Genomic DNA, 13,002 nt, shown 5'->3' on the forward strand with positions numbered 1-13,002 from the left:
ATCGACGATCCGTCAGGTCTGGAGGACGACGATGGCCTCACAGTCGGACAAGCGCTCACCGGTGGCCAGGAGATCCGTGCTCGGTACCGCGCTGGGCGGAGCCGCGGTGGCGGCGCTGCCGGGGGCGGCGCACGCGCGACAGGCGGGGACGAGCGGGGACACCGGCCCCGCGGGCGCCGGACGGCCGTGGCGGCTCCGCTCCGCCATGGCCGACGACAGCGCCTGGGAGAGGTTCCTGCGCGGCCAGGACCTGCTGTGGAGCCGGCTGCCCGCCCTCTGGTACGAGGGCCCCTTCCTGGGCGACGGGCTGCTCGGCAGCATGATCTACCGGGAGCCGGACGCCAACCGGATCCGGTTCACCGTCCAGCACGGCCGGGTCCAGGACCACCGGCCCGAGTTCGGCAGCGGCTGGGGCACCTGCCGGCTGCCGGTCGGGCACCTCACCCTCGAACCGGTCGGCACCATCACCGCCGTGGACTGGCGGCTGAGCCTGTGGAACGCCGAGCTGACCGGCACCGTGACCACCACCGCGGGCACGCTCACCCTGGCCGCCCTCATCCACGACGAGGTCCTGGCCGTCCGTGTGACGCCGGACGGCGGCGAGCGGGTCGCCTGGACGTTCCACCCCGAGGAGGCCGTCAGCCCCCGCAGGATCCAGGAGCCCCCGCCCGCCGGCTACACCGGCAACCCGTCCTGGACCACCCGGACCGCGTCCGACGGCACCGAGCAGGTGCTCCAGCCGCTCACCGGGGGCGGGCAGACCGCCACCGCCTACCGCCGCACCGGCGGCGCACTGCTGCTCAGCGTCGGCCACAGCTTCCCCTCCGCAACCGCCGCGGAGGCCGACTCGCTGCGCAACCTGCGGCGCGGAACGTCGTACGCGGCCCTCAGGCGGCGGCACGTGCGCTGGTGGCACGCCTTCTACCGCAAGAGCTTCGTGTCGTTCCCGGACCAGCGGTTGCAGAGCTTCCACTGGATCCAGCTCTACAAGGTCGCCTCCGCCAGCCGCGCCACAGGGCCCGTCATGGCCACCAGCGGGCCCTGGCTGGAGCCGACGCCCTGGCCGGCGGTCTGGTGGAACCTCAACGTCCAGCTGGAGTACTGGCTCATCCACGGCTCCAACCACCTGGAGCTCGACGCGCTCGCCGGCACCCTGCGGCAGAACCAGGAACAGCTCGTCGCCAACGTGCCCGCCGCCTACCGCAAGGACAGCTCTGGGATCGGCCGCAGCTCCGACATGTTCGCCAACCGCTCGGTGGGCCTGCCGGGAACCGGCGCCGAGACGGGCGACCTCACCTGGGCGCTGCACAACGTGTGGCTGTCCTACCGGCACAGCATGGACAAGTCGCTGCTGCGGGACACGATCTACCCGGTGCTGCGCCGGGCAGTCAACTACTACCTGCACTTCCTCACCCCGGGCAGCGACGGCAGGCTCCACCTGCCGAGCACGCTCTCGCCCGAATACCCCGTCGTCCCGCCGCAGGACACCAACTACGACCTGGCGCTGATCCGCTGGGGCTGCCGGACGCTCCTGGAGTCGGCCGAACTCCTCGGCATCGAGGACGAGTCGGCGCCGCGCTGGCAGGACGTGCTGGCCCGGCTCACTCCGTACCCGGTCGACGACAACGGGTTCATGATCGGCGCCGACACCCCGTACGCGCAGTCCCACCGGCACTACTCGCACCTGCTGATGGTGTACCCGCTGTACCTGGTCAACTGGGACCAGCCGGAGAACCGCGAGCTGATCATGAAGTCGGTGACCCACTGGCACGCGCTGACCGGCGCCCACCGCGGCTACAGCTACACCGGGGCCGCGTCGATCCACGCCATGGCCGGTGACGGTGACACCGCCCTCGGCTATCTGCGGAAGTTCTTCGACCCCACGACCCGCTACCCCTGCCGGGCCAACACGCACTACACCGAGGCCGGTCCGGTGATCGAGACCCCGCTGTCCGCCTCGCAGTCGCTGCACGACATGTTCTGCCAGAGCTGGGGCGGCGTGATCCGCGTCTTCCCCGCCGTCCCCTCGGCCTGGGCGGACGTCACCCTGCACGACTTCCGTACGCAGGGCGCCTTCCTGGTGAGCGCCGTCCGCGAGGCGGGCGTCACCCGGTTCATCCGGGTCAGGAGTCTGGCGGGCGAGCCGCTCAAGCTCCGGCACGGCCTGAGCGGAACCCTCACCGTGCTGCTGGACGACGGCTCCCCGGCGCACACCCGGGACCTCGGCGACGGCACCCTCGCCATCGACCTGCCCAAGGACCGCGAGGTATTGGTCCACTCCGGGTCCCGTCCCGACCTGGTCATCGCCCCGGTGGCCGTCAGCGAACCCGGCCCGGCCTGGGGACTGCCGTAGCGGCCGTCCGTACCCTTCCTCCCTCACCCCGGCTCCTTCTCCCGGGAGGATCCTCATGGCGGTTCCGATCAGGACCGCGATCGCGGCGCGGCGCGCCCGCGCCGGGCCGGCGTAGGCCGGCGTAGGCCGGCGTACGCAGGTATGGACCTTCGCGGTCCTTCCCGGCACGGTGGTGGACACTCCGGCCGGGCGGTGCCACCGACCGGCCACCGCCCGGCTCCGCGCCTCCGACCCCAAGGGCTGCCCTCATGCCGATGCCACCAGCCGCGCTGCGGCTCGCCGTCACCGCCGTGGGACTCCTCCTCACGGCCGCCACCACCACGGTCCCCGCCGCCGCGGCGCCACCCGGCGCACCGGCCCGGGTCGCCGCGGGCACCCCGGACCAGACCGCCTGGTCCGCGCCGTTGTCGACCCGGGGCCGGTACATCGTCGACGCGCACGGCGACCGCTTCCGGCTGAAGGGCGCCAACTGGGACGGCGCGCAGGGCTCCTGGACCGGCAGCGGCAGCGCCGCCGACCCCGCCAACCACCACGCCGGGCAGGACTCGCACGGCATACCGCTGGGCCTGGACCGCGCGCCACTGAGCGAACTGCTGGCCGAATTCCACCAGTTGGGCGTCAACACCATCCGGCTGCCGTTCTCCGACGAGATGATCCACAACACGGCGCCCGTCCCCGACAGCGCGGTCGCGGCCAACCCCGAACTGCGCGGCAGGACACCGCTGGAGGTCTACGACGCCGTGGTGGAGGCGCTCGGCCAGAGCGGTTTCGCCGTCGTGCTCAACAACCACACCAACACCTCGCGGTGGTGCTGCGGCATCGACGGCAACGAGCGGTGGAACAGCGCGCAGACCACCGCGCAGTGGGCGGACGACTGGGTGTTCATGGCCCGCCGCTACGCCTCCGTGCCCCGCGTGGTCGGCGCCGACCTGTACAACGAGGTACGGCGTGACGTGCTGGACGACCCCAACTGGGGCCTGGGGGACGACCACGACTGGTACAGCGCGGCCCGGCTGGCCGCCGACCGCATCCTCACCGAGGCGAACCCGCGCCTCCTCATCGTGATCGAGGGCATCAACTGGACCGGGGTGCCCGTCGACGGACTCCCCCACGGCCGGCCGGTGCTCACCCCCGCGCGCACCCTCTCGCACACCCTCCTGGACGCCCGCAAACTGGTCTACTCCGCCCACTTCTACGGCTACACCGGCCCCCGCCACAGCGGCGCGACGGGCGTCGGCGAGACCCACGACGCCCGCTACCAGGACCTGTCCCGCGCCGAACTGGCCGCGGCCCTGGACGACGAGGCGTTCTTCGTGGAGGAGACCGGCCGGCACTACACCGCCCCCGTCTGGGTGAGCGAGTTCGGCATCGGCTCGAGCGAGACCAACGCGGCGGCCCGCGCCTGGTTCGGCAATGTCACCGACTACCTCGCGGACCATGACGCCGACTTCGCGTTCTGGCCGCTGGTCGGCTTCGAGGGCCACGACGACTGGGCACTGCTGCGCTACGACAGCGCGGGGCACCGCTCCGGCGTCCTCGACCCCGGCGACTGGCGCGCCACCGCGTGGCAGCGTCTGATGTCCGCGCCGGGCACGACCGGTCCCGTGGCCTCCGTCCCGCTCTGGCGCATGCTGAGCACCGATCACGGGGACGCGGTGACGTCGCCACGGGTGCGGGCCACGGGAGACTGGGACCCGGGAGCGTACAAGGCGGCCTGCCCCGACGGTACGAGACTGGCCGGGCTGAGCCACACCGGCGGGCGTGGCCTGTGCACCGACGCCGGGGCGGGAGAGCTGCGCGCCGCCGACGCCCGCCAGACGGTCGTCACCGACGAGCGGTACGTACCGGCCGGCGGGGACTGGGCGTCCGGGTACACCAAGTACCAGTGCCCCTCCGGCCAGTTCCTCATCGGCTACAGCCTGCGGGGCGAGCGCGTGTCGGCGGCCCTGTGCGTCCCGGCACGGACCACGCTGCCGGGCTCCGGGCGCACGGTGTGGTTCGACCGGTCCGACAGCCGTCCCGCCGACGGCGCCGGCGGGGATTTCGCGTACGGCGCCTACAAGGGCCAGTGCGCGGCGACCGAGTACGCCGCCGGGATCGCCTTCACCACCCGCGTGGGCAGCCGCCCCGGCCCCGCGGCCCTGCTGTGCCGCGCCCTGCCCTGAGCGCCGGGGCCTCAGACCAGGGCGTTGCGCAGCCGGCGCAGGATCTCCCGCAGGATGCTCTCCGACGTCCCGAAGTTGAGCCGTACGAAGCCCTCTCCTTCCGCTCCGAACGTGCGCCCGTCGTTGAGCAGGACGCGGGCCCTGTTCAGGAAGAAGGTCTGCGGATCGGTGTCCAGCTCCAGCTCGCGGCAGTCGAGCCAGGCGAGGAACGTCGCCTCCGGCGTCCGGTGGCGCACACCGGGCGGAAGCTCCTCCCGCACCGACCGGGCGTTGCGCGCGAGGACCGTCCTCAGCTCCGCCAGCCAGGCGTCCCCGTCCCGCCAGGCGGCCAGGGTGGCCGCGACGCCGAAGGTGTTCGGCTCGCCGTACAGGTGGGCGGGGTGCGCCAGCGCCTCGCGCACCCCGGCCGCGCCGACGTGGGCGACGGCGCAGCGCAGCCCCGGCACGTTGAACGCCTTGGTGGCCGAGGTCAGGGTCACCGTGCGCGCGGCCACCTCGGCCGAGAGCGAGGCGAACGGGAGGTGCCGGTGCGGGGCGTGCACGAGGTCTGAGTGGATCTCGTCCGCGACGACCAGCAGGCCGTGGCGGAGGGCGAGCCCTGCCAGCGTCTCCAGTTCCTCGCGGCGCAGCACGCGTCCCGTCGGGTTGTGCGGGTTGACCAGCAGCAGTACCCGCGCCGGCCGTTCCCGTAGTTCCCGGTCGAGCCGGTCGGTGTCGAACGTCCAGCCGCCGCCGTCCGGTGTGTACGGCACCGGGTGGAGGCGCCGGCCCATGCCCGCGATCGTCTCCAGGAACGGCGGATAGGCCGGGGTGTGCACCACGACACCGTCGCCCGGCCGCGTGGCGACGTTCAGTACGGCCTGGAGGCCCTGGTTGATGTCGGTGAACTCCCGTACGTGCGAGGCGTCGAGCACCCAGCCGTGCCGTGCGCGCATCCGCTCGGCGAAGGCGGCCCGCAGGGGGTTGTGGACGGACCGTCCGTCCCAGGCGGGGTAGCCGAGGCCGTCGTCCACGCACCGCGCCAGGGCCTCACGCACGGCGGGAGCCGGTGGGAAGTCCGTCTCCGCGATCCACGCGGGGAGTACGTCCGGCTCGGCGCCGCTCCACTTGGCGCCGGGCCGCCGGGACAGCGCGCGGACGTCCAGGTCGTCGAACAGGGGGTGCCTCTGTGCTGCCATCCGTCCATCCTGACGCCGGCGGGACGTGGAAGCACCCCCCGGGCGACACGTCATCCGGCCACCGGCGCCGGCCGTACCGCCAGGTGCCCGCCCAGGTGCAGCCGGGCGACCAGTCCGGCGCAGCCGAGGCCGGTCGCCGCCAGGGCCGCCCACGGCAGCCATCGCACCCCGGTGTCGAACAGCGCGCCGACGGCGAGGTTGCCCAGCGAGACGGCGATGCCGGAGGCGGTGTTGTAGGCGCCGTAGTACGTCGCGACGAGCCGGTCGCCGGAGAGCCGTACCACGGTGTCCATCTCGAAGGGGTAGAGCAGCGCCCCGCCCCAGGCCAGCAGGACCGCGCACACCGTCAGCGCGCACAGTCCGGCCGGCGCGCCGTTCGAACGGGGCAGCAGTGGCAGGAAGGCCACGCCCATGACCGTGAGCCCCCACGCGACGGCCCGCGGGCCGGACAGGGTGCGTTGCGCCCACGCGGTCAGCTTGAGCTGGCCCGCCAGCGCGGCCAGCGCCGACGCGGCGAAGACCGCGCCGGTGACCCATCCGGTCCGCTCGCCGAAGAGTGCGCGGGCGTGCAGCGGGAGGGCGAGGTAGACCTGGAACGCCAGGACGTAGGAGCCGCTCATGGCGGCCGCGAAGAGCAGGAAGGGGCGGTTGGCGGCGACGGTGCGCCAGTCGGCGGCGACCGCCCGCCAGGCGGGCCCGGCGCCGCGGCCGGCGGGGGGCCGGGCGGGCAGGGCGCGGGACTGCAGCACGGCGAGGGCGCCGAAGATGACGGCCGCGACCGTGCACACCGCGCCGAAGTTCCAGGTCAGCAGGGCGAGCCCGGCGAGCGGACCGACCAGGATGCCCGCCTGGTAGAAGACGTTGAACGCGGCGAACGCCGCCACCCTGCGCTCCTCGCCGGCGTCCGCCGCGAGATACGCCCGCACGGCCGGGTTGAACAGCGCGCCCGCCAGGCCGGTCAGCGCCGACGCCGCCACCAGGGCGGGGAGCGAGCCGGCGACCGCCAGCAGCCCGAAGGCGACCGCGCGCAGGGCGCATCCGGTCAGGATCATCGGCTTGCAGCCGTAGCGGTCGGCGAGGGTGCCGCCGACGAGGAACATGCCCTGCTGGGAGAAGTTGCGCACCCCCAGTACCAGGCCGACCGCCCAGGCGGCGAGGCCGAGGCCGTGGGCCAGGTGGTCGGCGAGGTAGGGCATGAGCATGTAGAAGCCCAGGTTGATGGCGAACTGGTTCACCATCAGCAGCCGGGCCGGCCGGTCGAAGGAGGCCAGGGGCAGGCGCGGCCGCTTCACCGGGCACCCGCCTTCGTCAGGTCGCGCGCGAGCGGGTCACGGACCCGGCCGCACCGCGTCCACCGGGTCACCACGCACGCGTCCGGCTCGGTGATGTCGTCGGGCTCCGGCGGCGGTGTCCGCCCCAGCAGGCCGTGCTCGCGGCACCAGCCGTCGTCGTAGACCGTGTGCAGGTAGCGGTGCGGGCCGTCGGGGAAGACCGCGGCGATCCTCGTCCCGGCCGGGTACGTCCGCGCCGCCCACCCGGCCACCAGTGCCACCGCTCCGACGCTCCAGCCCCCGGAGGCGTAGTGCCGGCGGGCGAGTTGGCGGCAGGCCCAGACCGCCTCGGCCGGGGCCACCCAGTGGACCTCGGAGAAGGCCGCGTAGGCGACGTTGTCCGGGTGGATGCTGGAGCCGAGGCCGCGCATCAGCCGGGGTCCCGGTGGCTGGCCGAAGATCGCCGAGCCGACCGAGTCCACCCCGATGAGGGTCAGCCGCGGGAAGATCCCCCGCAGTACGGCGGAGACGCCCGCGGAGTGCCCGCCCGTGCCGACCGCCGTCACCAGCACGTCGACCCAGCCGAGTTGGGCGATCAGCTCGGCCGCGAGGGGCCGGTAGGCGGCGGCGTTGTCGGGGTTGCGGTACTGGTCCGGGCAGTAGGCGCCCGGTGTGCGGGCCAGCAGTTCGGCGACGCACGCGCGGCGCGCCTCCTGCCAGCCGCCCTCGGGGTGCGGCGCGGCGACCTGGACGACGCGTGCGCCCCGCGCGGTCAGCAGGCGCGCCATGGCCGGTTCCATGCCGGGGTCGGTCACGACGGTCACCGGGTGGCCGTAGGTGAGTCCGGCCAGGGCGAGGCCGAGGCCGAGCGTGCCGCTGGAGGACTCGATGACCGGCGCGCCCGGCGCGAGGTCGCCGCGCCGGCGGGCCTCGCGGACCATGTGCAGGGCGGGCCGGTCCTTGATGCCGCCGGGGTTGGCGCCCTCCAGCTTGGCGTGGAAGCCGCGGCCGGGCGGGGCGAAGGGTTCGTCCACCCACAGGACCGGGGTGTCGCCGACCAGGTGGGCGGGGCGCCGGGCGGTCCGGAGGCGGGGGGTACGGGTCCGGAAGGGCTCGGGCAGGGCTTCCGGGAGGAGTCCGGGGAGGGATCCGGGCGGGGCTTCGGGGAGGGATCCGGGCAGGGCTTCGGGGAGGGATCCGGGCAGGGAGGGGTGCATGGCGTACGGCTCCTTCGCGCCCGGCGGGGGTGCGGCGGGCGCTGTGCGGGTGGGGGGCGGCGCGCGAGGCACGCCCGGACCGCGCGGGGGCGGGGGGCGTGCGGGCGCGGGCCTACTGCCGTAGCACGCAGACGAGCGCGAGCGGGGAACCGTGCGCACAGGAGGGTGACACACCGGGCGGGCCGCGCCGGACGGTGTGTGTGACGGGCCCGCCCAGCCCGGCGGGAAGGAGCGGCTGGTACGACTCGCCGTCGAGGGCGGTGTCGTCCAGGGCGGCACGCGGGCGGTCCGCCGTGTGGTCGGCGTGCCCGTCCGCCGCGTGCCGGTGCTGGGGCGGCCCGTTCGAGCCCGGCTCGTCGGCTCCGTCCGCGACCAGCCGGACGTCCTGCGCCACCGGGGCGCTCGGGTCCGGGCCGGCGAAGGAGCAGGCGTGCACCGCGCCGGTGAGGTGGGCGGCGATCACCAGGACCAGCCCGATCAGCGGGGCGGCACGACGGAAGCGCCCCGCGCGTCCGCCACCGCTGCCCCACGACATGATCACAGCCCCACAGTAATCACGCGATGACGGTCTGTCACATCGGCGAGGGCGCGATTCGCCCGCGCGAGGGCTCCGGTGCCGAGCGGCCCCGGTGCCGGGGGCGGCGCCTGACCGGACGAGACCGCGCGGACGCGATACGGGGGAGACGTCCGCGCGGTCGTTCGTGGGGCCGGGTCAGCCGGCCGCGCGGACCGCGTCGCGGATCAGCTCGGCGACCGCCTTCGGCTGGGAGACGGCCACGGCGTGCGAGGCGCCCTCGATCTCGACGGTCGTCGCCCCGGCCCGCTGCGCGCCGAAGCGCTCCACCTCCGGGTTGATGGCGTTGTCGGCGCCGGCCACCAGGGCCCAGGACGGCTTGGTCCTCCAGGCGGCGGCGGACGCCGTCTCCTCGAAGGCGGCGGCGGCCAGCGGGCGCTGCGCCGCCGCGAGGACCTTCGTGACCTCCGCGGGCACGTCGGCGGCGAAGACCGACGGGAAGGCGTCCTCCGCGATGGTGACCTCGACGGCGGGCTCGCCGCCCGGCACGGGGTACGTCCACTGCTTGAGGTTGCTCACCAGCGGCGAGAGCGGGAAGCGGCCCTGGAGTTCGCCGAGGCTCTCGCCCTCTTCGAGCGCGTAGGCGGCCACGTAGACGAGGCCGACGACGTTCTCGGCGGTGCCGGCCACGGTGATCAGCGCACCGCCGTACGAGTGGCCGACCAGCACGACCGGGCCGTCGATCTGGGCGGCGACGGAGGCGACGTACGCGGCGTCGGACGCGAGGCCGCGCAGCGGGTTCGGCGGCGCGATCACGGGGATGCCGTGGGTCTGGAGCTCCTCGATGACCCCGGACCAGCTCGCCGCGTCGGCGAAGGCACCGTGGACCAGGACGACGGTGGGCGTGGTGCTCACGTGTGTCTCCTCGCGGGTCAGGCGGTGTGCAGGGCCGCGTGCAGCGTGCGGACCGCCATGGTGATGGCGGCCTCGGCGGCGTGCGTCCCGCGCAGGGCGTTGAGCATCACGAAGTCGTGGATGATGCCCTGGAAGCGGACGGCGGTGACGGGCACACCGGCCTCGCGGAGCTTGTTGGCGTACGCCTCGCCCTCGTCGCGCAGCACGTCGGCCTCGCCGGTGATGACCAGGGCCGGGGGCAGCCCGGTGAGCTGCTCGGTGGTGGCGCGCAGCGGGGAGGCGGTGATCTGGGCGCGCTCGGACTCGTCGGTGGTGTACTGGTCCCAGAACCACTGCATGCCGTCGCGGCGCAGGAAGTAGCCGGTGGCGAACTGGTGGTAGGACGACGTGTCGAAACTGGCGTCGGTGACCGGGTAGAAGAGCACCTGCTGCACCAGCGGGATGCCGCCGCGCTCCTTGGCCATCAGGGTCAGCGCGGCGGTCATGTTGCCGCCGACGGAGTCACCGGCCACGGCCAGGCGGGAGCCGTCCAGGCCCTTGGCGGCGCCCTCCTCCACGACCCACTTGGCGACGGTGAAGTTCTGCTCGATGGCGACCGGGTAACGGACCTCGGGCGAGAGGTCGTACTCGGGGAAGACGACGGCGGCCTCGGCGCCGACGGCGAGTTCGCGCACGAGGCGGTCGTGGGTGTGGGCGTTGCCGAAGACCCAGCCGGCGCCGTGGATGTAGAAGATGACGGGGAGGGTGCCGGTGGCGCCGGCGGGCTTGACGATCCGTGCCCGGACGCTGCCGGTGGGGCCGCCCTGGACGGTGATCCACTCCTCGTCGACGGCGGGCTTGTCGATCTCGCCGGACTGGACCTCGTCGACGGCCTTGCGGCCCTCGGCGGGGGCCAGGTCGAAGAGGTAGGGCGGATTGGCGGTCGCCGCCACGAACTCGGCCGCGGCAGGCTCCAGCACCGGGGTCACCGGCTCCTGGGCGTCAGACATGTGCATCTCCTGGACGTGCGTAGGGGCGCCGGTCGTTCCGGCGTACGAGCCGGATCGTCGTGCTGGGCACTCCGGCGCCGCTGAGCGCAACCCTAGGACCGCCGCCGGCCGGGCGATTGCCCGTCCGTGCACACCGCGCGTCCTGAAAGTGCACGAATGCCGCCCGCCGCGCGCCCTGTGCGCTGTGGGGAACGGCCCAGTGCACGGACGGGATACACGGCGGTGATCACCGGCCCTAGCGTGAGGGCACAGCGGTCGCGGTCCGCCCATCGGCACGGCCACGGACTCTCGCGCCATCACCGCTTTTCTCGCCCGCGTCTCTGATCGCTTCTCCCGTCGCACCGCTCGTGCTCCTCCCGGCCACCGAGCGCGGCGCGGCGGACATCCAGGACGCCCACCACGGAAGAGGTCTCGCACACGTGTCTGTCATGCCGGTCGGCGGGCTGGTTCCCCGGGCCATCGACGATGCCGCGGATCTGGTCGTCCGCAACGCCAGTATCCATACGGGGGACCCGCGCCGCCCGCGGGCCGAGGCGCTCGCGGTACGGGACGGCGTCATCACGGTCGTCGGCGACGACAAGGACGTCGCCCCGCACGTCGGGCCCGCCACGAAGGTGGTGGACGCGCTCGGCCGGCGGATGATCCCGGGACTCAACGACGCCCATCTGCATGTGATCCGGGGCGGTCTCAACTACGTGCTGGAGCTGCGCTGGGACGGGGTCCGCACGCTCCGTCAGGCCCTGGCGATGCTGCGGGAGCAGGCGGCGCGGACGCCGAAGGGCCAGTGGGTGCGGGTGGTCGGGGGCTGGTCGGCCGACCAGTTCGCCGAACGGCGGCTGCCGACCGTGGCCGAGCTGAACGCCGCCGCCCCCGACACCCCGGTGTTCGTGCTGCACCTGTACCAGTCGGCCGTCCTGAACCGGGCGGCGCTGCGGGCCGCCGGGTACGCCAAGGACACGCCCGACCCGAGGGGCGGGCAGATCGTCCGCGGCCGGGACGGGGAGCCGACCGGGATGCTGCTGGCCGCGCCGAGCGCCCTCGTCCTGTACTCGACGCTGGCCAAGGCGCCGGTCCTGGAGGGGGAGGACAGGAAGGTGTCGACCCGTCACTTCCTGCGTGAGCTCAACCGGTTCGGCCTGACCTCGGCGATCGACGCCGCCGGCGGCTTCCAGAACTTCCCCGACAACTACGGCACCGTCATCGAGCTGGCGAAGGCCGGGCAGCTGTCGCTGCGCATCGCCTACCACCTCTTCCCGCAGACCGCGGGCCAGGAGATAGCCGACCTCACGCGCTGGATCGAGATGGCCCGCCCGGAGGACGGGGACGCGTGGCTGCGTCTCAACGGCGCGGGCGAGAACCTCACCTGGGCGGCGGCGGACTTCGAGAACTTCAGCCAGCCGCGCCCGGAACTCGGCCCTTACGAGGGCGAGTTCGAGAGGGCCGTACGTCTCCTCATGGAGAACGGCTGGGGGTTCCGGCTGCACGCCACGTACGACGAGACCATCCGCCGGGATCTCGCGGTCTTCGAGAAGCTGGCGGCCGAGGGGCTCTTCCCGGCGGGCAACCGGTGGTTGTTCGACCACGCGGAGACCGTGTCCGCGCAGAGCCTCGACCGGGTCGCCGCGCTCGGCGGTGCCATGTCCGTCCAGAACCGGCTGTACTTCCAGGGCGAGGCGTTCCTGCGCCGCTACGGCCCCGGGGCCGCCGCGGACGCCCCGCCCATCCGGGCCATGCTGGACCGCGGGCTGACCGTGGCCGCCGGCACGGACGCCACCCGGGTCTCCACCTACAACCCCTGGGTCGCCCTGCACTGGCTGGTGAGCGGTCGCGACATCGGCGACCTGGTGCTCCGCTCCCCCGGCAACCGCGTCGACCGGGAGACCGCGCTGCGGATGTTCACCGTCGCCGGCGCCGAGCTGACCGGCGAGGAGCAGGTCAAGGGCGTGCTCCGGCCGGGGTGTTACGCCGACCTCGCGGTGCTGTCGGACGACTTCTTCACCGTGCCGGAGCCGGAGATCGCGCACATCGAGTCGCTGCTCACGGTGACCGGCGGCCGGATCGTCTACGCCGCCCGCGAATACGAGGGCCTGGACGAGGAACTGCCGCCCGTCACCCCCGCGTGGAGCCCGGTGGCGCACTTCGGCGGCTACCAGGCGTCCCGGCCTGACGGCGCGCGCCAGGCCGAGGCCCTCGGCGAGGCCGTCGCGGAGTCGGAGCAGCACCGCGCCTGGCGCGCGCGGCGCGGTCTGACCCCCGGCGCCGCCGACATGCCGTTCGATCCCTGCTTCGTCCTCTGAGCGGTCCCCGCTCCCTCCACACCCACCAACCCCGTCCCCAGGACGGTCGTTGTCCGGCGCGGGCACTCGTCCGCGCCGTCACCCACCCATGGAAAGGCACTCT

9 protein-coding genes are annotated in these 13,002 nt (G+C 73.9%); 3 read left to right on the forward strand and 6 right to left on the reverse strand.

All coding sequences use genetic code 11. The annotated features are described in order from the left end of the window. Positions 1–31 precede the first annotated feature (31 nt). Complete coding sequence (locus AB0947_RS28545) at positions 32–2,353, forward strand: Tat pathway signal sequence domain protein (RefSeq protein WP_366753192.1); 2,322 nt, start codon at positions 32–34, stop codon at positions 2,351–2,353. A gap of 248 nt (positions 2,354–2,601) precedes the next feature. Beyond that, a complete protein-coding gene (locus AB0947_RS28550) occupies positions 2,602–4,518 on the forward strand; it encodes a cellulase family glycosylhydrolase (protein ID WP_366753193.1) in 1,917 nt (638 codons plus the stop codon). An 11-nt stretch (positions 4,519–4,529) separates the two neighbouring features. Here the strand turns inward: AB0947_RS28550 and AB0947_RS28555 are convergent, their stop codons facing one another. The 6 genes from AB0947_RS28555 to AB0947_RS28580 all read right to left on the reverse strand — a co-directional run bounded on the left by AB0947_RS28555 (position 4,530) and on the right by AB0947_RS28580 (position 10,602). Continuing rightward, positions 4,530–5,696, reverse strand: coding sequence for an aminotransferase class I/II-fold pyridoxal phosphate-dependent enzyme (locus AB0947_RS28555; protein ID WP_366753194.1), 1,167 nt, complete (start codon positions 5,694–5,696; stop codon positions 4,530–4,532). 50 nt (positions 5,697–5,746) lie between these two features. Continuing rightward, positions 5,747–6,988, reverse strand: a complete 1,242-nt coding sequence (locus AB0947_RS28560; protein ID WP_366753195.1) for an MFS transporter — start codon at positions 6,986–6,988, stop codon at positions 5,747–5,749. Beyond that, positions 6,985–8,184, reverse strand: a complete 1,200-nt coding sequence (locus AB0947_RS28565) for a pyridoxal-phosphate dependent enzyme (protein ID WP_366753196.1) — start codon at positions 8,182–8,184, stop codon at positions 6,985–6,987. Before AB0947_RS28565 ends, AB0947_RS28560 begins: the two co-directional genes overlap by 4 nt. A 112-nt stretch (positions 8,185–8,296) precedes the next feature. Further along, positions 8,297–8,719: a hypothetical protein gene (locus AB0947_RS28570; protein ID WP_366753254.1), complete on the reverse strand. Its 423-nt coding sequence runs from the start codon at positions 8,717–8,719 to the stop codon at positions 8,297–8,299. A 177-nt stretch (positions 8,720–8,896) separates the two neighbouring features. Next, positions 8,897–9,613: an alpha/beta hydrolase gene (locus tag AB0947_RS28575; protein ID WP_366753197.1), complete on the reverse strand. Its 717-nt coding sequence runs from the start codon at positions 9,611–9,613 to the stop codon at positions 8,897–8,899. Positions 9,614–9,630: 17 nt separating this feature from the next. Further along, positions 9,631–10,602: an alpha/beta hydrolase gene (locus AB0947_RS28580; RefSeq protein ID WP_366753198.1), complete on the reverse strand. Its 972-nt coding sequence runs from the start codon at positions 10,600–10,602 to the stop codon at positions 9,631–9,633. A gap of 428 nt (positions 10,603–11,030) precedes the next feature. On the opposite strand from AB0947_RS28580, the gene AB0947_RS28585 reads away from it, so the two are divergent. Further along, positions 11,031–12,899 carry an amidohydrolase gene (locus tag AB0947_RS28585; protein ID WP_366753255.1) on the forward strand — a complete coding sequence of 623 codons (1,869 nt, stop codon included), beginning with the start codon at positions 11,031–11,033 and terminating at the stop codon, positions 12,897–12,899. Positions 12,900–13,002 lie beyond the last annotated feature (103 nt).

Source organism: Streptomyces sp. NPDC047841, from assembly GCF_040704085.1.
GTDB lineage: Bacteria > Actinomycetota > Actinomycetes > Streptomycetales > Streptomycetaceae > Streptomyces > Streptomyces argyrophylli.